The following is a 21539-nucleotide window of genomic DNA, read 5'->3' as shown; positions in this document are numbered from 1 at the left end:
GACCTCCGCCCAGGGCAATCTACGGCCACGCGCCCACTTCGAGCCGGGGCTTGACCCGGCGCCGACCGCCCGGTAACGATGGGCCGGGTGACCCCCGCACCCCTGCTGCTGATCGTCGGACCGCCCGCACACGGCGTGACGCGCTACGGCGCCGACGTCGCCGACGCGCTCGTGGCCGGCGACCCCGAGGTCGCGGTGCTCGCGGCGCCGACGCTCGCTGCGCTCACCGATCGCGTGCACGGACGACGCGCGCACCTGCACGTGACCGACCGGCTGCTCGGCGACTCGCCGGAGCAGGCGGCCGATGCCGTGGGGGCGCTGGCGGCGCGGACCCGCCTGACCATCACGGTGCACGATGTGCCGCAGCCCTCGGACGGCCGGATGTTCGCCCGCCGTCGGGCGGCGTACGCGAGATTCGCGGCCGCCGCCGAACGGGTCGTGGTCAACAGCGCCCACGAGCAGGCGCTCTGGCGCGAATGGGTCGGCGACGATGACGTCGATGCGATCCCCCTCGGCGCGCGGCGGGATGCCGTCCCCACGGGCACCGAAGGGCTCGAGGCGGATGCGGCGACACCCGCGGACGGCGACCTCACGGTGATCGTCGCCGGGTACGTCTATCCCGGCAAGGGGCACGTCGCGGCGATCGATGCCGTGCGCGACGCGGCGGCCGCACTGCGCGATCGGGGCGAGCGGGTCGGCAGCCTCGTCGTACGGGCGATCGGAGCACCCTCGCGGGGACACGAGGACGAGGCGGAGCAGCTGCGCCGGCACGCGCGCGGTCAGGGCGTCGACCTGCAGATCACCGGGTTCCTCGATGACGGCGCCTTCGCCGCCGAACTGGCCGGCGGCGGCATTCCGCTCGCCGCGCACGAGCACGTCTCGGCCTCCCGCTCGATGCTCGACTGGGTCGAGGCCGGCCGACGCCCGCTCGTGGTCTCATCCCGCTACGCCCAGGAGATGGACCGGCTGCGGCCGGGCACGCTGGCCCTTTACGAGCCCGACGACCTCGCCGTGCACCTCGCCGCGGCCTGGAGCGAGCCTGCGCGCACGCGTCTGGCCGCGGGCACGGACCTGCGTCCCAGCGTGGCCGACGTCGCCCGGGAATACCGGCGCTGGTGGGACCTCGCGTGACCGGCCGGACGCTGCCCGGCAACCGCTGGGACCTGCTGGACGCCGCGGTCCCCGAGCCGCTGCCCCGCGTGTCGGTGATCGTCTCGCACTACCGGCAGCCCGGCCAGCTCGCCCGAACGCTCGCCGCCCTGGCCGGGCAGACCCACCCGCGCCCGCGCGTCGAGGTGATCGTGGCCGACGACGGATCGCCCGAGCCTCCCGTCGTCCCACCGGGCGTGCGCGTCGTGTCGCAGCCGGATCGGGGCTTCCGGCTGGCGGCCGTGCGCAACCTCGGCGCCGCGCACGCGACCGGAGACGTTCTCGTGTTCCTCGACGCCGACACCGTTCCGGAGCCGGGGTTCCTCACCGCCCTCACCCGGATGCCGGCGCTCGCGCCCGACGTCGTGACCGTGGGGCGGCGCCGTCATGCGGATCTGACGGACGTCGACCCGTCCCCCGACATCCGCGGCGCCGTCGCCGGCCGGCAGCTCGAGGAACCCCGCTGGCTCGCCTCCGCCTACCGCGATGCGCGCGATCTGCTCGACGCCGACGATCGCAGCTACCGTCACATGATCGGTGCGGTGCTGTGCTGCGCGCGCGGCATGTTCGACGCCGCCGGAGGGTTCGACGAGTCCTTCGACTCCTACGGCGGGGAGGACTGGGAGTGGGCGTACCGGGCCTGGCGGCGCGGCGCCGTCTTCGCGCACGTCGCCGACGCGGTCGCCTGGCACGACGGGCCGGATGCCGGTGCGCACGAGCGCCGGGACCGGGAGGCGAAGAACCGGGAGGCGCTGCGGCTCGCGCAGCTCATCCCGGTTCCCGGATCCCGGCCTCACGGCATCCACACCGACAAGGTCGACGTCGCCGTCGCCGGTCCGGACGTCGGCACGGAGGCACAGCGCTTCGTGAGCCTCGATTCGGTGCTCGCCGCGCTTCCGGGCAGCGAGGAGGCGACGGCCGCCGAGATCGACGCCGGCACCGGCCGGTTCGACCGGGTGCGGCTGCGCGTCGAGCTCCTGCGTCCGGTGCACGTCTGCGGCGACGGGCTCGCGTCTGCAGCCGACCGGGTGGCTCGCGAGGATCTCGGCGTGCTCACCGCCGTCGACGCGACCGGCGGCGAGCTGCTGCGCCTCGTCTCCGAGCGCGCCCGCATCCGCGAGGCACGATGGGGGCGGGACGATCTGTTCGACCGCGCCTCGGCCGTCATCGACGGTGTGACGGCGCTGACAGAGGACGTCGACCTCGAGGCCTACCTCGGCGGCTGGATGCCGCCGCCGGGATCGCTATCGTCGTCGGTGACGGCCGACCGACCCGAAGGAGACCTCATGTCCGCATCCGCCGACCATGACGACATCGACGGCGAGACGCCGCTGACTCGCCCCGAAGACAAAGGGGCACCGGTGGCCGAATCGCACATCATCGTCTCGGAGCGAGACGGCATCACGCGGCTCGACGTCGCCGACGACGCCACGATGCGCCCCGGCCCGGGCCCGGGCCTGCCCGAAGCCGACGGGGACTGACCGGGCCCGGACGATGAGGGACAGCGGATTCGACGTGGCGGACTGGGGCATCGGGGCGACCGGGTGGGACCCCTCGCTGCTGGCCCGGCGCGAATCGGTCTTCGCGGTCTCCAACGGTCACCTCGGGTGGCGGGGCACCCTCGACGAGGGCGATCCGTGCGCCGTGGCCGGCGCCTATCTCAACGGCCTGCACGAGCGGCATCCGATGCCGTATGCCGAGGACGGATACGGCTACCCCGCCCACGGCGAGAGCGTCATCAACGCCCCGGACGGGAAGGTCATCCGGCTGATCGTGGGGGATGAGCCGTTCGACATCCGCGAGGGCTCGCTCGAGCACCACCGGCAGCACCTCGACTTCCGCGCCGGCACGCTCGAGCGCGTCACCCGCTGGACCTCGCCCGCCGGACACTGCGTCGAAGTGCGCTCGACCCGGCTCGCCTCGCTGGCCCGCCGCGCGATCGCCGCGGTCGACTATCGCGTGATCGCCCTGACCGGTCCGGTCGAGGTCACCGTCCTGTCCGAGGTGGTGGCCGACGAGCCTCTCCCCCGGGTGCATCCCGACGACCGCGTCATGGCGCCGCTCGTCTCGCCCCTGACACCCGTCGGCGCGGCAGCGACCGCGGCCGGTGCCGCACTCCTGTACCGGACGAGGGTGAGCGGCATCGGCGTGGCCGTCGCGATGGAGCACACCGTGACGGGAGCGGCCGAGGTCGCCTCCGAGGCCGATGACCACGTGGCGCGGACGACGATCGTCAGTCGTCTCGACGCGGGCGAGAGCGTGAGGATCGTCAAGGTCGTGGGCCACGAATGGTCCGACGCCCTTTCGGAAGCGGCGCTGCGCGACCGCGTCGATGCCGCGGTGGCCGCTGCCGTGCGCACGGGGTGGGAGGGGCTCGCGGCCGAGCAGCGCTCGTTCCTCGATGACTTCTGGGTCGCGGCCGACGTCACGATCGAGGGCGATCCCCACCTGCAGCAGGCCGTGCGCTTCGCCCTGTTCCAGGTGGTGCAGGCGGCGGCACGCGCGCAGACGCGCTCGATCCCGGGCAAGGCCCTCACCGGCGCGGGGTACGAGGGACACACGTTCTGGGACGCCGATGCGTTCGTCGTCCCGGTGCTGACCTACCTCCTCCCGACCGCGGCGCGCGATGCCCTTCGGTGGCGACATGCGACACTGCCGCTCGCGCGCGAGCGCGCCGCGACGCTCCACCTGGCCGGGGCCGCTTTCCCTTGGCGCACGATCAGCGGGAGCGAGTGTTCCGGGTACTGGCCCGCCGGGACCATCGCTTTCCACATCAACGCGGACATCGCCTCAGCGATCCTGCACTACGTCCGCGTCAGCGGCGACCTCCCGTTCGAGCGCGAGGTCGCAGTGGAGATCCTGGTGGAGACGGCGCGCCTGTGGTCCTCGCTCGGACGGTGGGATGGGGGCGGGACCTTCCACATCGACGGGGTCACAGGCCCCGACGAATACTCCGCGCTCGTTGACGACAACGCCTTCACGAACCTCGCCGCGCAGCGCAACCTCCGCGGCGCCGCCGACCTCTGCCGACGTCACGACGGGCCGGCGCGCGCGCTGCAGGTGACCGACGACGAGATCGCGGGCTGGCTGCTCGCCGCTGAGCGAATGGCGGTGCCCTTCGATCCCGTGCGACGGGTGCACCAGCAATACGCCGGCTCCACCGATCGCGAGCGCTGGGACTTCGACGGCACCTCCCCGCAGCAGTACCCGCTGCAGGACCACTTCCCGTACTTCGACCTCTATCGCAAGCAGGTCGTGAAGCAGGCCGACCTCGTGCTGGCGCTGCAATTCGCGCACGAGTCCTTCACGGCGGAGCAGACAGCACGGGCGTTCGCCTATGCCGAGGAGCTCACCGTCCGCGATTCCTCGCTGTCGGCGTCGCCGCAGTCGGTCGTCGCCGCACGCACCGGGCACCTCCCCCTCGCCTTGGCCTATCTCCGGGAAGCCGCGGCCATCGACCTCGCCGACGTGCGGGGCGACGTCGCAGACGGCCTGCACATCGCGGCTCTCGCCGGCGTGTGGACGGCCGTCGTCAGCGGGTTCGGCGGCATGCGGGAAGGTGCCGATGGGTTCGACTTCGCGCCGCGCCTCACCCCGCCCCTCACCGCTCTGTCCTACGGTCTGCAGGTCGGCGGCGGGCATCTGCGCGTCGAGATCGCCACCGACGCGGCGACCTACACGCTCACGGGCGAGGCGCCGATGGAGGTGCGCCACCACGGCGAGCGGGTGCGACTCGCGCCGAACCGCAGTCGGCGCCTCGCGATCCCCCCGGCCCCCGACCCGGGTCCGCCGCCTCGGCAACCTCGCGGCCGCGCGCCGGAATGAGGTCGCGAGGTGGCCTCGGGGGTCACCGGTAGCGCCGCGGGACGACCCAGGGACGGCCGAACTCGGCGTTGAACGACTCGGGCTCGAAGGGGCTGTCACCCCCGGCCGGAAAGCTCGTGAGCTCTCCGAAGACGATGCGCTCTGGCAGGTCATAGAGGTCGACGCGCACGAAATCCGTCTCCGCGGCGAGCGTCTGTGCGAGGCGGATCATCCCGTCCAGACGGGTCGGTCGCACCGGGGGCGGGTCGGCCCAGGGCGGCCCGCCGCTGAGTGGCATCGGGGTCCAGTCGGGGCGGAAGAAATCCTGCGTACGACGACCGAACCGGCCCTCGTCGACCTGGATGAAATGGCAGCGCCCATGGAAGACGAACAGCTTGACGTCACGCGGGATCGCACCGCCGCCGCCCGCCAGGAACTCCTCGACGAGGATGCGGCGCGGCACCCGTCCGTAGACCCACTCGCGATTCGGGCCCTGGCCGTAGAGCTGCGCCAGCCAGTCCTGGGCGATGCGGGCGAGCTCGGCGGGCGGGGCATGCTCGGGGCTCACGTGACGGTAGACCCAGCTGCCGTCGCGCGGCAGGCGGGCGTTCGGGTCCGCCGACCGCGAGACCACGATTGCGGCACCGCTGCCGTGCGTGGGCTTGAGGACGAATTCCTCGGGCAGGTCGGTGCTCATAAGAGAGCGCGCGTCATCGGCGAGAAGGTGGAGGCGAGGCAGACACTCCGCGCCCACGCGGGCCGCGACGTAGTCGCGCACGGCGGCTTTGTCGGCGAAGGTCACCACCAGCGGACGGTGGTCCCGGAGCATCTTGTACCGCACCTTGTCCCGGAAGGTGACCGGGCCCCGGGTGCGCCACAGGCGCCAGGCCCGCACCACGGGGCTGCGCTCCCGCCACCGGACGCCCGGCGTGTCGACCCGGGCCCCGTCCCGGCTACTCGGCTTCGACACTGCTGGTGCCGTGCGGCGTGCCGACGGGCTTCGACTCGCTCGATCCGCGCTGGCGGAGGTAGATCGCGAAGGCCACCATGGCCCCCACCGCGAGGAACTCGGACTGCCAGTTCTGCAGCGTACGGTTCCAGAACTCCGCCGACATCACGTAGGAGATCCAGGTCTCCGGCGGCATCCCGTGCTCCGCGTTTTCCTCATTGGCCACGATGTGCCCCGCCAACGACTGCGCGAACCACGAGAGGACGAACACCGCGCCCATCACGATCAGCAGCGAGTTCGCGTAGAGCCACCCGCGCACGCCGCGTGCACGCGCCCAACGCGGCGAGTCCGCGCGGGCGTACTCGCCGACGAGCTGCTCCTCGTCCGAGCCGACGCCCTCGTCGCCGGGCTTCTTCGACTCGGGGGATCCGCGTTGCACCAGCCAGATCGTGCCGAGGATGAACAGGAAGAACTGCAGGAACTCCGACTGCCAGTTCTCGGCGACGTCGACGAGGAAGTCGGAGGAGGTGACGAACTCGAGATACCCGACCGCGGGCAGGCCGTGCATCGCGAGCTCCTCGTTCGTGTTCGCCAGTCCGGCGAAAGATTGGCCGACGAGCGCGGCCAGGAAGATGGCCAAGAAGGCGAGGCTGAGCCCGTTGTCGCGCAGGAACCGCATCTCAACGGCCCGCCAGCGGCAGTGCTATCATCACGGCGAGCCCGACCGCGATGATCCCCGACCACACGGCGAACATCGCGCGCATCCCTGCTTCTCCTGTTTTCGCTTCGCGCATGGTCTCTCCCGAGTGGCGCGCCGGAGGGTCCGGCGACGTGTCGAGCATGATCCACATGGCCGGCGTTGTCGACGCCTTGACACGGCACGACGCACGGCCGAAGATTCGCCGCGTCCGCCGTCATGAGCCTGTCGCGACGAAGGGTCACGCGTCGGTGTCGTAGCGTCGGACGCCAACGCCCGCAAGGGCGTTTCCCTGCCGGCATGCAGGCCGCAGGCTGGCGTCATGGTCTTCGTCGGCTTCCACTGCTCACATGAACAGCGACCTCCGAGCTTCCTGCTGCGAGCCGCCGAACAGGCGGAAAGGGCCGGCTTCGACGGCGCCATGTGCTCCGACCACTTCGCGCCGTGGAACCCACGGCAGGGCGAATCCGGGTTCGCCCTCAGCTGGCTGGGCGCCGCCCTGGCACGAACCGACTACCCGATCGGGATGGTGAACGCGCCGGGACAGCGGTATCACCCCGCGATCGTCGCTCAAGCGTTCGCGACACTGGCCGAGATGTTCCCGAACCGCTTCTGGGCGGCGCTCGGCAGCGGAGAGAACATGAACGAGCACATCACCGGCGCCCGGTGGCCCGACAAGGACGTGCGCAACGCCCGGCTGTTCGAATGCGTCGAGATCATCCGGCGGCTCTTCGACGGCGAAGAGGTGACGCACAGTGGACTCGTCGAGGTGCACCACGCCCGACTGTGGACGCGTCCCGCCGCCCCTCCTCCGCTGCTGGCCACCGCGGTCAGCCCGGAGACCGCTGGCTGGGCGACGTCGTGGGCCGAGGGTCTGGCGACGGTCGCGCAGTCACCGCAGGCGCTCGCCGAGGTCGTCGACGCATACCGTTCGAACGGCGGTCGCGGACCGTGCATCCTGCAGGTGCACGTCAGCTATGCCGAGACGGAGGCCGCCGCCTACGCTCTCGCCCGCCACGAATGGTCGAACGGCGTCGTGACTCCGCCGCTCACCTGGGATCTCGAGCAGCCGGACGATTTCGACACGCTCGCCGCCCAGTTGGATGAGCGGGAGTTCGAGCAGCGGTTGCGCCAGGCGGTGCTGATCGACGCTGACCCGGTATCGCTGGCCGACCGGGTGGCCGATCTCGTGCGCATCGGCTTCGACCGCGTCTATCTGCACCACGTCGGCGAGGACCAAGACGCCTTCCTCGACGTCGCCGCGTCCACTCTGCTCCCCCGGCTGCGCGAGGAGGTCACCGCATGAAGATCACCGACACCAGCGACCTGTGGTGGAAGAGCGCCGTCGTGTACTGCCTCGACGTCGAGACCTACTTGGACGGCAACGGCGACGGGGTCGGCGATTTCGAAGGGCTGGGGCGGCGGATCGACTACCTGGCGCAGCTGGGCATCACGTGCCTGTGGCTCATGCCGTTCTATCCGTCCCCCGACCTGGACGACGGGTACGACGTCACCGACTTCTACGGCGTCGATCCGCGCTACGGGAGCCACGGCGACCTGGTCGAGGTGATCCGCACGGCGCGGGACCGGGGCATCCGCGTGATCGTCGACCTCGTGGTGAACCACACCTCCGACCGGCATCCGTGGTTCCGCGCCGCCAAACGCAGCAAGAACTCCCCGTTCCGCGACTTCTACGTGTGGCGCTCCGACCCGCCGCCGGAGGGTCAGGTCAACGCCGTGTTCCCGGGTCAGGCCGACGGCGTCTGGGAGCTCGACGAGAAGTCCGGCGAGTGGTACCAGCACAGCTTCTACGAGCACCAGCCCGACCTGAACATCGCCAATCCGAGGGTGCGCGACGAGATCGCCAAGACCATCGGGTTCTGGCTGCAGCTGGGCGTCTCCGGTTTCCGCGTCGACGCCGTCCCGTTCCTGCTCGAGGTGCCGGAGGGGGCTGACATCGCCGACCCGCATGACCTCCTCCGCGACATCCGCGCCTTCCTGCAGCGCCGGTCGAGCGAGGCGATCCTGCTCGGCGAGGTCAACCTGCCGTACGACGAGCAGCGCGCCTACTTCGGCGACGGCGCCGGCGAGCTGTCGATGCAGTTCGATTTCGTGGGGATGCAGGCGATCTACCTCTCCCTCGTTCGCGCCGACCCGGCTTCGCTGGTGACGGCGCTGACCGCGCGACCTCTGATTCCCGACGAGGCCCAGTGGGCGAACTTCCTGCGCAACCACGACGAGCTGACGCTCGACAAGCTGAGCGACGCCGAGCGGCAGGAGGTGTTCGACGCCTTCGCCCCCGACGAGCGTCAACGCGTGTTCGGTCGCGGAATCACCCGGCGGCTGCCTCCGATGCTCGGCGGCGACCCGCGCCGCATCCGGATGGCCTACAGCCTGCTGTTCACCCTGCCGGGAACCCCCGTCCTCTTCTACGGCGAGGAGATCGGGATGGGCGAGAACACCGAGATCGCCGGTCGAGAGTCGGTGCGCACACCCATGCAGTGGTCCCGCGACCGCAACGGCGGGTTCTCGGATGCTGCACCCTCACGGCTCGTCGCGACGCCACCAGGAGACGGCTATGCGCCGGCGTTCGTCAACGTGGCCGCGCAGCTGGAAGACCGGGGGTCCCTGCTGCACTTCATGCGCGACCTGATCGCGCGGTACCGCATCTCACCCGAGCTCGGCTGGGGCCGTTTCGAGCCGATCGACCAGGATGTCACCTCGGTGCTGGTGCATTCGCTGCGGGCGGACGTGGGGCGGATGATCGCGGTCCACAACTTCGCCGACGTGCCAAGCCGGATCGCGTTCGCATTGGGCGACGAGCCGGCGGGATCGATGCTGGTCGACCTGCTCGGCTCGGAGCGCCTGCCCCTCGATGAGCGCGGGCGCATCGAGCTGGACGTTTCGGCGTACGACTACCGCTGGCTGCGGGTCAGCCGTCCGGGTGACGGCCGGGTCACCTGACACGCGGCGTGTGACGGCGCTTCCGGTCGCTCTGCGCCGTCACGGCGGGTTGTGAGGTGCACCGCGTCACGCGCGTGGCGGTGAAGGTCGACCGTGATCGCGCGCCTCGTCTGTGCGCTGCTGCAGATAGGCGCACAGTTCCCCGAGTCCGCCGATCTCCCGCGCGAGCTCGCGAACGCCGTCGGCATCCAATTGGATCGTCTCGGAGCGCGGTTCGAAGGTCACGCGCCACCGCGGCTGACCGTCGACGTGCGCCACGCTCAGGAACGACACACCCGGGGTGCGGTTGAGCGCAGCGACGACGAGGCCGCTGTCCTGCGACGGGGTGAAACCATCGTCGACGACGGAGAGCTTCTCGCTGAGCACAATGTGCGTCTCCCAGAAGTCCGAGAGCCAGCGCTCGACGTGCGCACGGTCGCGATACGGCATGTCATTCCTCTCACACGCTCGATGGGCGCATTCAGGATACCGACACTCGACACGAGCCGCTTCCTTCACTAGCTAAACTATCTGCGTGCCCAGGATCGCACTCTCATCCTCACCACGACCGGTTCGTCGGACGGATGCCGTTTGTCAGTGGATGAGATGCTCGATCGCTTCACGTTGATCGCAAAGGTGCTGGAGGAGGCGGCCCAGATCGGACGCGAACTCACCGCGGGCCGGTCGCGGCCCTTCGGATCGCACCACCTTTCGCGCAGCCAGCTCGAGGTACTGTTCGTGATCGCCCACGCGCCCGAGCCGATCTCCGCCGGCGCCCTCGCGGGGGCCCTGACTGTCACGCCGGGAGCGGTCACCCAGCTGGTCGCCGGGTTGCGCGAGCTCGGGCTCGTCGAGATCTCTACGCCGGGTGACGATGCGCGCGTGCGTGCGATCTCGCTCACGGCCGACGCCCGGGCCCAGGTCGGGACATTCGAGCACGACCAGGTTGCCCGCCTGGCGCCCCGTTTCGACGGTCTGCGCACGTCGGAGCTTCGTCGCCTGGCCGAGCTTCTCGCGAAAAGAAGGGGCTGAGAATTTCTGCAGAACCTGGCGCACGAGATCCGTTCCATCGCCATCGAGCATCCGCGGGCGTTCCCGCTGGTGGCCACCCGCCATCCCGCCGCACCGTGGCTGCGTCCGCCGCTGCGCAGCATCGAAGTCGTCGACGCGTTTCTCGACACGCTCATCCGGCAGGGATTCACGGATGAGCAGGCCGTCGACGCCTACCGGTCGTTCACCAGCTTCCTGCTGGGGCTGCTTCTGTTGGAGTCCGCCGTCCGGGGCGCGTCGACCGGTCGCGAGGATGGGGCGCGCAACGGCCCTGACGACGGTGCCGACTCCGATTCCGACGCGGCCGGCCTGGAGGCCGCCCCGCAGGTGCGCCGGCTGCGACCGCTGCTGAGTGAGGATCGCGGAGACGCGGAGTTCGAGGCGTCGCTGGAGGACCTCCTCGACCGCATCGGCCGCGGCATCGCCCCGTAGCGTGGCCTACTCCTGCACGCCGCGTGGGCTGTCGGCGGTGGCGCGGGTGCGGATTTCACGCCCGGCATCGACATCGTCGCGCTCCTGCTGCGCCGTCTTCTCGCTCTTTCGGGTGTCGCGCGGCGGCAGTTGGATGTCCTCCTCCGCCGCGATCCCCGCCTGCAGTTGCCGGCCACGCTCGAGTTCGGCATCGAACTCGGCTCCGAACAGCAGCGCGAGGTTCGCGATCCACAGCCAGAGAAGGAAGACGATCACCCCCGCAAGCGACCCGTACGTCCGGTCGTAATGGGAGAAGTTCGCGACATAGAACCCGAATCCCGACGTGGCCAACGCGAGCACGATGATCGCGAGGAGAGCGCCGATGCTGAGCCAACGGAACTTGGGTTGCCGGGCGTTGGGGGTCGCGTAATAGAGGATGGCGACGATCAGCACGACGATCAGAGCGAGTACCGGCCACTTGACGATGGCCCATGCCGTCTGCGCGGCCTCACCGAGACCCCATGCATCGCCCAGCGCTGCGGCGACCGGACCGGAGACGATGAGGATGAACGCCGCGATGACGAGGAGCACGATGGCGATGACCGTCACGGCGAGCTGCGTCGGCTTGAGCTTCCAGAACGGGCGGCCTTCTTCGATCTCGTAGATGCGGTTCATGGCACGACTGAACGCTCCGACATAGCCGGATGCGGACCAGATCGCCAGAACGATGCCGGTCAGGAGTGCGAATCCGGCGGCAGGTGAACCGGCGATCTGCTCGATGGGACCGCGGATGGCTGCGGCGGTGTCACCAGGGGCCACCTGATCGACGATGTCGAGCACGGCGTCGCTCGCTGCCTGGCCCTGGCCGAACACGCCGAGCAGCGAGAAGACCGCGATCAGGCCTGGGAAGACCGACAGCACCGCGTAGTAGGTCAATGCGGCGGCGATGTCGGTGCACTGGTCCGACGAGAACTCGCGGATCGTCTTGCGCAGCACGTATCGCCACGACCGCGGATGCAGGTCGGTCGGCGATTCGGGTTTGCGGGACGCGTCGGGGTCGGGTGTCGGCGGACGGGATGCGGGCTCAGCGGTGGCCATCGGTTCTCCTGGGATGGGGGCAGGCCCGCGTTGCCGCGGGCCCGCCCGGTTGTCCTGGATCAGCTTCCGGAGATGTTCTCTCGCGCCTGCTGTGCCCGGTCCTTGACCTCGTCCGCCGCCGCTTCGGCCTCACCTCTGACGACGTCGGCGGAGTCCTGTGCGGACTCCTTCACGGCGGTCACGGCATCCTGGGCCGGTTCCTTGAGGTGCTCTCCGACCTCCTTGGCGACGTCCGTCACCTCGTCGACCAGAGGCTGGGCCTGATCCTTCACGGTTGCCGCCAGGTCTTTCTCCTTCGACGACGCCGGGATCAGCGAGGCCACGACGAGACCCACACCGAACGCGATCAGGCCGACCGCGAGCGGATTGCCCTCAGCCTTCGCCACGACGCGGTCCTTGACATCGCCCACGCTCGACGCCGCGCCGGACAGCGAGGATTCGGCGTCATCGGCGGCGCCCATGACGCGGTCCCGGACCGACCCGAAGACGCCGCGTACCCGGTCGACCTGACGATCGACGATCTTCGACGGATTGACCTTGTCCGCCAGTGCGTCGACGTCTCCGCCCAGCTCTCTGCGGGTCCGTTCGATGTCGGCACGGATCTCATCGGGTGAATCGCTCATCGGTTCTCCTCATTCCTCTTCACTGTTTCCGGTATTTCTTTGAGGGTCTCCACGGTCTGTGGCACCCCGTTGACGTCCTTGAACTGATTGCGGCCGACGAAGAACAGGATCAGGGCGATCACCGCCCAGATCAGCGCGACCACCACGCCGGCCCAGCCGCCGCCCATGATGGTCGCCAAGGTCGACCACAGCGCGAACGACAGGAAGAACACGGCCATCACGGCGCCATAGCCGGCAGCGCCCATCAATCCGGCGCCCTTCGCCGATTTCGTCGCGGACTCCTTCAACTCGGCCTTGGCGAGAGCGACCTCCTGACGCATCAGCGTCGAGATGTCGCGAGAGACCTCGCCGAGAAGATCCCCGAGCGAGGTCGATGCGGCCTTGGCCTCAGACGGTGTCGGATCGGTCATCGCCGTCCTCCGGGAGGATGTCGGGACGACCGGCCGTCGTCTGCGCATACAGCGGTGCCTCGGCATCTACGCCCGCATTTCCGGTCGCGCTCATCTCCCATGCGTCCGCGACGGGTTCGCGCGCGGGTGTCGCGGGCAGCGCGCGCCCGCCGGCCTGCGTCGGTTGATCCGAGGCGTTCGAGTCGTCCGAGGCGTTCGACGCGAGCGCGCGGGTCAGTCGGCCCACGACGATCCCGGCGATGGCCGCCCCGAGGATGAACGTGCCCGGCCTGCGGCGCGCGAAGCGCTTCACCTCGGAGAGGACGGCCGCGGGGTCCCGGTCGCCGAGCCAGGTGGCGGCGCCGGTCAGGCGAGTCGATACCTGCTGCACGAGATCGCCGGCGATGCCGTGGCCCTCCGAGCGTGCGGCCATCGCCCCCAATTCGTCGCCGACCGAGCGCAGCCCAGCGGCGAGTCGCTGCTGCTGCGCGCCGGCCTGCTCCTTCACCTCGCGCGTGCTCTGCGCGTAGAGGTCCTTGACCTGCGTCTTCGCTTCGCCGACGACGGAGGACGCCTCATCCTTCGCCGTGCCGAGCACGTTCTTCGCCTTCGCCGCCGCGGTGTCCTTCACGTCCGCCGCCTCGTGTTTCGCGGCATCGACCTTTCCGGAGGTGGATGCTGATCCCTCCACGTCGCGCGAGCCGACGCTTTCATAGCTGTCCGACATGAGCTGTCCCTTCCACGCGCCGATCGGTTCGACCCGTGCCGAAAGTCCTACGCCTCGCTTTCAGCTACGCCTGACCCCCTTGCCAGTGGAAGACTTACGGTGTATGCCTCATCAGTGTCGGGACGCGTCGCGAACGGCGTCGCGCACGGCGGTCACCGCCGCCAGGACGCTCTGGTCGACGACATCCTGCGGGTCACCCGAGAATCGGAAACTCGACACGCGGCTGTCTGTCGACGTCGCCGTTCCGACGTGCACCTCACCCGGCGGATGGCTGCCTTCCGCGTCCGGACCGCCCACACCGGTGATCGATACGCACACATCGGCATCCAGCAGAGTCAGCCCATGGGAGGCGAGGTGGAGTGCGCACTCCGGAGTTGCCGGGTCGAGCCCGGGCGGGACATCCAGAAGCCGACGCTTCGTGTGCATCTGGTAGGCCACCACGCTGCCGCGGAACCAGTCCGACGCGTCCTCGCCACGTCCCAGGGCGGCGGACGTCGCACCGCTCGTCAGCGACTCCACCACCGCGACTGTGAGGCCTGCGTCCTTGCACGCCGACGCGATCTCGTCGACCACTGGCCGCATCGGATCACCGTCGTCCTGATCGTCGATGTCGGTCATGACGGGACTCTATCCGGTCCCGGCTGCTCGACCACCTCCGACGATCCCGGGCGGCCTTATCGTCGTAGGAGACATGGAGCGACGCGACGAGGAGGAGACATGGCCGCAGAAGAAGAGGACGGGGTTGACGTCGCGCGCCCGGCCGCGACGCGATGACTCCTCTCGCACGCGCCACCGTCATCGGCGGCGGCCGCATGGGCGGCCCGATCGCCCGGCGTCTGCTGCGGGCGGGCTACGACGTGCACCTGGTCGACGTCGATGCGCGGGTGCGGGAGGTGGCGTACGCGGACGGCTTCAGCGTCGGCGAGAGGCTGGACGACACGCCGTGTGACATCGTGGTGACGGTCTTGCCGGATGTGGCGGCCTTCCGCGTCGTGGCCGAGCCGCTCGTCGACCTCCTGCGACCCGGCGCGCTGTGGATCGACATGACCAGCAACGATCCCCGCGTCGCGGCGTCTGCGGCGGAGCGCCTGCCCGACGACGTCGGTTTCGTCGGCGCCCCGATGGGCGGCGGCCCGTCTGACGCACGTGACGGAACTCTCGCCTTCTATGCGGGTGGCGCGCCCGAGTCCGTCGCGCGCGCCACCGCCGTACTGTCGCTCCTGGCCGCACCGGACAGCATCCGCGTCGCCGGTGCCGACATCCGGCACGGCTATGTGATGAAGCTGCTGGTCAACACCGTCTGGTTCACGCAGGTCGCGGCGGTCTCGGAGGCGATGATCACGGCGGAAGCCCACGGCATCGACCGGGACCGTTTCGCCGAGCTTCTGAACAGCTCGGCGGCCCGGTCCGTTTTCACCGACGTCTCTCTTCCGCGGCTCGTCGAGGGCGACTTCCTTGCCGACTTCGGTCTGCGCGAGTGTGTCGAAGAACTCGACCTCACCGAGGCATTGACGCGGGACGCGGGCATCGACCCCCGCGTTCTACGGGAGGTCGCCACCCTGCATCGCGAAGCGCTGTCGCGGTTCGGGCCGATCGACGGCGAGATGCTCGTCGCCCGCTACCTCGATGAGAGGAACGCCGGGTAGACCCCGCGCCGAGGATCGTTTCAGGTTCGACGCCTACGGCTCATCGGGCGAGAACAGAGGTCGACATAGCCTCGGACGACGCGGGCGAATAGCGTCGAAGGTCGGGGAAATTGGCGGAGACGGAGGGATTTGAACCCGGCCCTTCGAGCGCCTCATGCCGGCACAGACCCTCAGTTCCCGCTGTTCACCTGTACTTGCAGTCGTCGTGCTCGTCGCTGACGTGAGGACACCTTCGTTCGCCGGGACGCAAACGAGACGCACGCAGTAGCCTTGCGACCCCTGGCCGCGGTTGCGTGGGCAGCCTCCTATCCTCCCGCTAGCACCCCTCGGCTCCTCGCGGCACGCGCGAAGCGGATCCCCCTCCGAGACAGCCGACCCCTCATGGTCGTGACGATGGCCTAACGGAAAGCGCGAGCCGTGGGCAGAGTGACACGGCGTCGCGGGCGTCGCGGACTCGGTCTGCGGGGATAGGTACGTCGGAGCCGCCGGTTCCTGTCGGGTAGCCCCAGTCATCCGGCCGGAGCACCCCGTCCAGCAGTTCGATGCAGGCTCCGCGGCCGTGGCAGGCGGTCCAGTCGATATGCAGGATGGTCATGCTCTCACCTCCGATCGGGTCAGGCAACGTCCGTGTGCGTGAGCGGCAATGTCGTCGGCGAAGACGACAAGGGCGCTCCGCAGCATCCGTACCGTTCCGTCGGGGTGATGACAGGCGCCCCGCCCGTCGATGAGGCCGGCGATCCGTCTGAGCTCTGCGGTCGTGTCCGTCCCGGCCAGCAGCTCGCGCATCAGTTCCGCGATACGGGGCAGGCCATTCGCGCAGGGCCCGCACTGCCCCGCGGATGCCGCGGCGAGGGTGGCGAGCGTGCGTGCAGTCACCTGGATGCCGCATTCGCCTTCGGTGAGCGGATGCAGGATGCCGGCGCCGGGGCTGGCTCCATGCGGTGCGAGACCTGAGGCCGAGAGAGGCGAATCGAGGGCGGACGCCGGTACCCAAGCGCCGTGGAAACCGCCGACCAAAGCCGGAAATGTGTCGGGTGCGCCGGCCGCGTCGAGTAGCGAGCGGAGGGGGGAACCGCCAGATACCTCAAAGACACGCGGTGAGGTGTCTCCCCAGCTCACGCTGACGAGCCGCGTTCCAGGTGCGTCCGTGGTGCCGACCGAGCGATGCCATGCGGCGCCGTAACGGGCGATGAGGGCGATGTGCGCGAGTGTCTCGACGTTCTGCACAAGGGTCGGCCGACGATGCAGTCCGCTGACCGCGAGACGCACCGGCCGGTCGGCGGGAACCGGACGTCGACCGGCTAAGCCCGCGACCACGGCCGATGCCTCGCCGCCGACGAATCCGCCGCTTTCGGCGTGGAGGCGGATGGCGTGAGCGTCGGAGCGTTCCGCGAGTGCAGCGCGAACGACGCCTGCGGTCGAGGGCCCCACCACAAGCCGGCCTTCAGCTGCGCCGAGGGCGTCAGCGCAGATCAGGAGCCCGTCGATCACGAGGTGGGGCGCGGAGGCGAGGAGGACGGCGTCCTTCGCGCTCAGAGGCTCCCCTTCGCTGCCGTTGCCGATGACGATCGGGGCTCCGCGCTTCCGCGGCTGTGCGGCGACGGCGTGGAGTTTGCGGTGAGCAGGAAAACCCGCTCCGCCGCGTCCGTCGAGTGCGGCCCGCTCCAATTCGCCGATCAGCTCCGCGGCCGAAGGGGACGGACGCGGCCCGAACGTGCGGGAGTGGTCGTGCAGCGACGGAGAGGGCGCGGCGAGTAGGCGCGGCACCGATGGCTGGGTGTTGATCATGACGAAACCTCCGAAGATGCGAGGCGGCGGGTCGCCGCCGTCTTGATGCGGGCAGGGGTCACGGGCTGGGGACGACGGAATCTGGCGGTCACCCGCCAGGCCACCGCGCCGAGGACAGCGGCGCAGCAGACGCCCACGACAATCAGAAACCACGGCTCGGCGGCGTCCGTGCCCGCGCCGATCCCGTGCGCCACGGACAGTGGCCAGAGCAGGTAAGTCGCCCAGTGCACGGCGCGGAATGCGCGCGCACCGATGCGGTGGCGCAGCAGGGCCGTGACGACCACCGCCAAGGTGAGGTCAGCCGCGAGCGTGCCGAGCCCCAGCCAGAACGGCTGATATGCCGCGAGGAACGGCACGGCCAGGTCGACCAGCTGCAGCTGGGCGTAGCTGTCAAAGAAGAGGCTGAGGATATGGATGCCGATGAAGACCATGGCAAGGAGTGCGACGTCGCGGTGCAGACGTGCAACGCCGAATTTCGGCAGGCCGGCCGCGGATCGGCCCGACCGCACGGTGATGCCAAGCACGAGAGCAAGGCTGAACAGCGCGAGACCGATGACGCCGGTACCGCGACCGAGCGCCCAGAGGGCTTCATCCATGGCGCACCCCCATCGGCATGTCGTGGTCTGCCGCTGCCTCGGCCGGCCAGCCTCCGACGGTCATGACGCGTCCGTGCTGGTCTACGAGCCGTGCCGACGCACGCCGGGCCAGCCATTCGGGTGCGGTGGCGCCGTGGACGATGGCGGCGGTGGCGAACGAGTTGGCGAGGAAGCAACTCGAAGCCGCTACCGATACGGTGCGCCACACCGGTGCGGCGGGGCGGCCCGTTCGTGGGTCGAGGATGTGGTGCATCTGCTCTCCCCCGCGCAACCACCGGCGGCGGAGGGTGCTCGAGGTGGCGACCGCCGCTCCGGCCCGGACATGCACCCGACCTGCGGGCTCACCCGGGACGTCCTGCACGGTGACATGCCACCCGTCGGCCGGTTCGGCGCCGGCGGTGGCGATGTCGCCGCCGAGCGACAGCAGCACCCCGCAGCCCAAACGGCGGGCGATCTCGTTAGCCACCAGGTCGGCGGCGACGGCCTTCGCGGTGGCGCCGAGGTCGAGTGTCAGGTGACCGGGCACGGTGAGATGCCTTCCCCGCAGTTGGACGTTCTGCCAGCCCGGCCGAGAGGAAACCACCGCGCGTACCGGGCGGTCGTCGTCGAGTATGAGGCGGATGTCGCGGTCGTAGCCGATCCCGTTCATGCTGCGCCCGAGCGTCGGATCGACCAAACCGCCCGTCAGCTGCGCCGCTTCCAGACCCCGACGGATGAGCACCGCGAGCAGCCCGCTCACAGTGACTCCCGACGGCTGCCGCGCCGCGATCCGGTTCACCTCCGAGTCGGTGCGGAAACGGCTAGCGACGTAATCGATGCGAGCAAGTTCGCGGTGCGCGATCTCCAGCGCATCCTCCAGCGCGTCCTCGCGATCGACGACGAGGCGTGCGGTCGTGGACCACAGCTGCCATTCACTTGTCGCACGCATCATGACCCGCTCGATGTCGCGTCGGACTCGGAGGAGGTGGACTCGGAGACGGCGCCCGATTCCGCCGATTCGCTCGACGCGTCAGTGTCCGATTCGGTCGTCGTCGCGGACGAGTCCTCCGCTGTGGAGTCGTCAGAGGAGGTGGACTCAGTCGTCTCAGCCTCGGTGGTCGACTGGGTGGTGCTCGTGTCGGTGGTTGTGGATTCCGTGCTCGTGGTCGATGCGGTCGTGTCCTGCATGCCTGAGGCGATGCTGGACACCACCACACCGGTCGCACCGACACTCATCGCGACCACCATTGCTGTCGCCAGTCGTGTGCGGAGCCATGCCTTGCGGATGCCGTTCATCCCGATCTCCTTCCGATAAGACCAGGGTGCTGATCACGTCAAAGAGGAGGCCAAGATGAAAGCAAGCTAGGGGTTCACAGAACCTATGCGATCGCTGTGGGTCGTGCGTCGGAGCTGTTACGACCGTGCCTGTTGAAGCGGCACCCGCACCGTGAAGGTCGTGTTGCCCGGTTCGCTGTCGACCTTGATGGTGCCGCCGTGAGCAGCGACGATGGCGTGTGCAATGGACAGGCCCAGCCCGGTGCTCCCGGAGTCGCGGTTTCGAGAGTGATCCCCTCGGGCGAAGCGCTCGAACAGCCGGTCGCGCACGCCGGGATCGATGCCCGTCCCGTTGTCGTTCACACGGATGATCGCCTGGGTGTCATCGACCGAGAGCGAGGTGGTAACCACGGTTCCCGGCGGCGTGTGAGTGCGAGCATTGCGGAGGAGATTGGACAGCACCTGCCGGAGGCGGTTCTCGTCCCCTAAGCCGATGGCCTCTTCAGCGACCTCGCCCAGCCGCCATTCCCGCGAGGGATCGGCGGCGTGCGCGTCGCTGACAGCGTCGATGACGAGCAGTGGGAGATCGACGCTGTCCTCCCGCAGCGACTGGCCGGCATCAAGCCTTGCGAGGAGGAGTAGGTCATCGACGAGGTCCGCCATGCGGGCGGATTCCGCTGAGATCCGGTCGAACGAGCGCTCCTGGGTGGGCGTCATCGGTGCCGCCTCGGCTTGCGAGAGCTGCGCGTAGCCGCGGATGGATGCGAGGGGGGTGCGTAGTTCGTGGCTGGCGTCGGCGATGAAGCGACGAAGTTGCTCTTCGCTGTGCTGTCGCGACGTGAGGGCCGCTTCGACGTGACCGAGGAGGGTGTTCAGTGATCGGCCGACACGTCCCACTTCGGTGTCGGAATCCGTGTCCCTCACATCTACTCGGTCCGGAATGTCGACCTCGCCGTCCGCCAATTCGCGGGTGGCCACGCGGTCGGCGACGGCCGCCACCCGGCTCAGCGGGCGAAGACTCCGGGTTACCACCACGGCCAGGCCGACGAGAATGACGAGCAGCGTCACACCAGACACCCCGAGGAGGATGACGGCCAAGGCGGTGGTAGTCGCAGTGACGTCCTCGACCGAGCGCCCGGCGATGACGGTGGTGCCCGCCTGAGTCCCCGACACGACGCGGAACACGCCGATCTCCGACCCGAGGTCGACGGTCGCGGGCACACCGTCGGTAAAAGTCGTCGACTGCAGAATCTCCTTCTGCTCGTCGGTGAGAGTCACCTCGTCGCCGTTGTCAGCAACGTATGCCGACTCGCGAACGGAACCGTCTTCGTCCAGAAATACCTGTAGCGAACCGACCCGCTCGGCAGGGCCGTCATCGCTGAAAGACCCGGGCTGATCTGGCGCATCCTCGCCCCCGGGGCCCTCGGGCCCCAGAGCCCTCTGGAGTTCCTCCTGCACCTGCGTGTCCAGTCGCTCGTAAACGAACGACCGCAGCGCCACCGTGGTCAGGATGCCCGCGACGAGCAAACCGATCGCGACGAGCGTACCGGTGCCCACCACCAGCTTGCGCCGTAGCGTCCACCGCCGTCTGCTCATGAGCTGGGCTTGATGGTGTAGCCGACGCCTCGCACGGTATGGATCAGAGGCTCGCCGAGCGTGTCGATCTTCTTCCGCAGGTAGGAGATATAGATCTCGACGACGCTTGAGTTTCCGCCGAAATCGTAGCTCCAGACCTGATCCAGGATCTGCGCCTTGCTGAGCACTCGGCGGGGGTTCTGCATGAGGTACCTCAAGAGGTCGAACTCCTTCGCGGTCAGCTTGATCGGAGTCCCGCCTCGTTCCACCTCGTACGTGTCCTCGTCGAGCGTGAGGTCGGCGACGTGAAGTCGGGGATCCTCGTCGGCGACTGCAGCAACGTGCCGGCGCGCCATACCGCGAAGTCTGAGGATGACCTCCTCGAGGTTGAACGGCTTGGTCACGTAGTCGTCGCCGCCGGCGGAGATTCCCGCGATGCGGTCCTCGACAGCGTCCTTCGCGGTCAGGAAGAGAACGGGGATGTCGTTGCCGGTCGCGCGGACGCGTCGTAGCAGCTCCAACCCGTCGAGCCCGGGCATCATCACATCGAGCACGAGCAAATCTGGGGAGAACTCGCGGATGACGTTGAGCGCCTCCTGCCCGTTCGCGGCAGTTCGCGCATCCCAGCCCTCGTTGCGCAGCGCCATGCGCAGCAGTTCGCTGAGGTTCGCCTCGTCGTCTACGACGAGCGCGCGAATCGGCGCCCCGTCGGGCCTCGTAAGCGGCGCTGGCCTGGGGGCTGGGAATGTCATAGTTCTAGCTTCCCGGTTTCGAATCGGATGGTCCAATGTCCGCTCGGGTCACTTGGCCCGTCCGTCGAAGACGGTGTGGGACGGTGGC

24 protein-coding genes are annotated in these 21539 nt (G+C 69.4%); 8 read left to right on the top strand and 16 right to left on the bottom strand.

The annotated features are described in order from the left end of the window. The first annotated feature begins 87 nt into the window (after positions 1 to 87). From C7474_RS02575 to C7474_RS02565, 3 genes are read left to right on the top strand one after another with little or no spacing between them, the layout of a single operon-like run. On the top strand, positions 88 to 1131 hold the full coding sequence (locus C7474_RS02575; protein ID WP_241965064.1) for a hypothetical protein: 1044 nt from the start codon (positions 88 to 90) through the stop codon (positions 1129 to 1131). Beyond that, positions 1128 to 2630, top strand: a complete 1503-nt coding sequence (locus tag C7474_RS02570) for a glycosyltransferase (RefSeq protein ID WP_241965063.1) — start codon at positions 1128 to 1130, stop codon at positions 2628 to 2630. The genes C7474_RS02575 and C7474_RS02570 overlap by 4 nt, the downstream gene beginning before the upstream one ends. Positions 2631 to 2643: 13 nt before the next feature. Then, complete coding sequence (locus C7474_RS02565) at positions 2644 to 4974, top strand: glycoside hydrolase family 65 protein (RefSeq protein ID WP_121057368.1); 2331 nt, start codon at positions 2644 to 2646, stop codon at positions 4972 to 4974. A 22-nt stretch (positions 4975 to 4996) separates the two neighbouring features. On the opposite strand, the gene C7474_RS02560 is transcribed toward C7474_RS02565, so the two are convergent. The 3 genes from C7474_RS02560 to C7474_RS14970 all read right to left on the bottom strand — a co-directional run bounded on the left by C7474_RS02560 (position 4997) and on the right by C7474_RS14970 (position 6753). Beyond that, on the bottom strand, positions 4997 to 5794 hold the full coding sequence (locus C7474_RS02560) for an ATP-grasp fold amidoligase family protein (protein ID WP_277870587.1): 798 nt from the start codon (positions 5792 to 5794) through the stop codon (positions 4997 to 4999). Between the two features lie 112 nt (positions 5795 to 5906). Further along, the gene (locus C7474_RS02555) at positions 5907 to 6581 is read right to left on the bottom strand and encodes a DUF6766 family protein (protein WP_121057364.1); all 675 of its coding nucleotides are present in this window, start codon (positions 6579 to 6581) and stop codon (positions 5907 to 5909) included. Between the two features lies 1 nt (position 6582). Beyond that, positions 6583 to 6753 (bottom strand): hypothetical protein, encoded by a 171-nt coding sequence (locus C7474_RS14970; RefSeq protein WP_158597292.1) that lies wholly within the window; start codon positions 6751 to 6753, stop codon positions 6583 to 6585. 168 nt (positions 6754 to 6921) lie between these two features. On the opposite strand from C7474_RS14970, the gene C7474_RS02550 reads away from it, so the two are divergent. Together C7474_RS02550 and C7474_RS02545 are read left to right on the top strand one after the other, a co-directional pair. Further along, complete coding sequence (locus tag C7474_RS02550) at positions 6922 to 7905, top strand: TIGR03885 family FMN-dependent LLM class oxidoreductase (RefSeq protein WP_121057362.1); 984 nt, start codon at positions 6922 to 6924, stop codon at positions 7903 to 7905. After that, a complete protein-coding gene (locus C7474_RS02545; protein ID WP_121057360.1) occupies positions 7902 to 9563 on the top strand; it encodes an alpha-amylase family protein in 1662 nt (553 codons plus the stop codon). The genes C7474_RS02550 and C7474_RS02545 overlap by 4 nt, the downstream gene beginning before the upstream one ends. A gap of 66 nt (positions 9564 to 9629) precedes the next feature. Here the strand turns inward: C7474_RS02545 and C7474_RS02540 are convergent, their stop codons facing one another. After that, positions 9630 to 9992, bottom strand: a complete 363-nt coding sequence (locus C7474_RS02540; RefSeq protein ID WP_121057358.1) for a protein-L-isoaspartate carboxylmethyltransferase — start codon at positions 9990 to 9992, stop codon at positions 9630 to 9632. 156 nt (positions 9993 to 10148) lie between these two features. Here C7474_RS02540 and C7474_RS02535 point away from each other — a divergent pair, with 156 nt between their 5' ends. Together C7474_RS02535 and C7474_RS02530 are read left to right on the top strand one after the other, a co-directional pair. Continuing rightward, positions 10149 to 10574 (top strand): MarR family winged helix-turn-helix transcriptional regulator, encoded by a 426-nt coding sequence (locus C7474_RS02535; protein ID WP_241965111.1) that lies wholly within the window; start codon positions 10149 to 10151, stop codon positions 10572 to 10574. Positions 10575 to 10580: 6 nt separating this feature from the next. Further along, entirely contained in the window at positions 10581 to 11024 is a 444-nt protein-coding gene (locus C7474_RS02530) for a WHG domain-containing protein (protein WP_121057354.1), read from the top strand. Positions 11025 to 11030: 6 nt separating this feature from the next. Here the strand turns inward: C7474_RS02530 and C7474_RS02525 are convergent, their stop codons facing one another. From C7474_RS02525 to C7474_RS02505, 5 genes are all read right to left on the bottom strand, one after another. After that, positions 11031 to 12101 (bottom strand): YihY/virulence factor BrkB family protein, encoded by a 1071-nt coding sequence (locus C7474_RS02525; protein ID WP_121057352.1) that lies wholly within the window; start codon positions 12099 to 12101, stop codon positions 11031 to 11033. 59 nt (positions 12102 to 12160) lie between these two features. Next, a complete protein-coding gene (locus C7474_RS02520; protein ID WP_121057350.1) occupies positions 12161 to 12724 on the bottom strand; it encodes a DUF3618 domain-containing protein in 564 nt (187 codons plus the stop codon). Next, positions 12721 to 13134, bottom strand: coding sequence for a phage holin family protein (locus C7474_RS02515; protein WP_121057347.1), 414 nt, complete (start codon positions 13132 to 13134; stop codon positions 12721 to 12723). The genes C7474_RS02520 and C7474_RS02515 overlap by 4 nt, the downstream gene beginning before the upstream one ends. Beyond that, entirely contained in the window at positions 13112 to 13840 is a 729-nt protein-coding gene (locus C7474_RS02510) for a hypothetical protein (protein ID WP_121057345.1), read from the bottom strand. Before C7474_RS02510 ends, C7474_RS02515 begins: the two co-directional genes overlap by 23 nt. A 111-nt stretch (positions 13841 to 13951) precedes the next feature. Then, entirely contained in the window at positions 13952 to 14458 is a 507-nt protein-coding gene (locus tag C7474_RS02505; RefSeq protein ID WP_121057343.1) for a CinA family protein, read from the bottom strand. Between the two features lie 152 nt (positions 14459 to 14610). On the opposite strand from C7474_RS02505, the gene C7474_RS02500 reads away from it, so the two are divergent. Beyond that, positions 14611 to 15486: an NAD(P)-dependent oxidoreductase gene (locus C7474_RS02500; RefSeq protein WP_121057341.1), complete on the top strand. Its 876-nt coding sequence runs from the start codon at positions 14611 to 14613 to the stop codon at positions 15484 to 15486. A gap of 379 nt (positions 15487 to 15865) precedes the next feature. On the opposite strand, the gene C7474_RS02495 is transcribed toward C7474_RS02500, so the two are convergent. The 7 genes from C7474_RS02495 to C7474_RS02465 form a co-directional block, all read right to left on the bottom strand. Then, positions 15866 to 16081 carry a ferredoxin gene (locus C7474_RS02495; RefSeq protein ID WP_121057339.1) on the bottom strand — a complete coding sequence of 72 codons (216 nt, stop codon included), beginning with the start codon at positions 16079 to 16081 and terminating at the stop codon, positions 15866 to 15868. Continuing rightward, positions 16078 to 17274: an NADH-ubiquinone oxidoreductase-F iron-sulfur binding region domain-containing protein gene (locus C7474_RS02490; RefSeq protein ID WP_121057337.1), complete on the bottom strand. Its 1197-nt coding sequence runs from the start codon at positions 17272 to 17274 to the stop codon at positions 16078 to 16080. Before C7474_RS02490 ends, C7474_RS02495 begins: the two co-directional genes overlap by 4 nt. Continuing rightward, positions 17271 to 17870 carry a ferric reductase-like transmembrane domain-containing protein gene (locus C7474_RS02485; RefSeq protein WP_121057336.1) on the bottom strand — a complete coding sequence of 200 codons (600 nt, stop codon included), beginning with the start codon at positions 17868 to 17870 and terminating at the stop codon, positions 17271 to 17273. The genes C7474_RS02490 and C7474_RS02485 overlap by 4 nt, the downstream gene beginning before the upstream one ends. Beyond that, complete coding sequence (locus tag C7474_RS02480) at positions 17863 to 18801, bottom strand: FAD:protein FMN transferase (RefSeq protein WP_121057334.1); 939 nt, start codon at positions 18799 to 18801, stop codon at positions 17863 to 17865. Before C7474_RS02480 ends, C7474_RS02485 begins: the two co-directional genes overlap by 8 nt. Further along, positions 18798 to 19145, bottom strand: a complete 348-nt coding sequence (locus C7474_RS14880) for a hypothetical protein (protein ID WP_147436671.1) — start codon at positions 19143 to 19145, stop codon at positions 18798 to 18800. The genes C7474_RS02480 and C7474_RS14880 overlap by 4 nt, the downstream gene beginning before the upstream one ends. Positions 19146 to 19262: 117 nt before the next feature. Continuing rightward, a complete protein-coding gene (locus tag C7474_RS02470) occupies positions 19263 to 20720 on the bottom strand; it encodes a sensor histidine kinase (RefSeq protein ID WP_121057330.1) in 1458 nt (485 codons plus the stop codon). Then, entirely contained in the window at positions 20717 to 21451 is a 735-nt protein-coding gene (locus C7474_RS02465) for a response regulator transcription factor (protein ID WP_121057328.1), read from the bottom strand. The genes C7474_RS02470 and C7474_RS02465 overlap by 4 nt, the downstream gene beginning before the upstream one ends. Positions 21452 to 21539: the final 88 nt, after the last annotated feature.

The organism is Microbacterium telephonicum, assembly GCF_003651225.1.
GTDB lineage: Bacteria > Actinomycetota > Actinomycetes > Actinomycetales > Microbacteriaceae > Microbacterium > Microbacterium telephonicum.
Note: the sequence above shows the minus strand (reverse complement) of the source record. Positions and strands in the feature narration are given on the sequence as shown.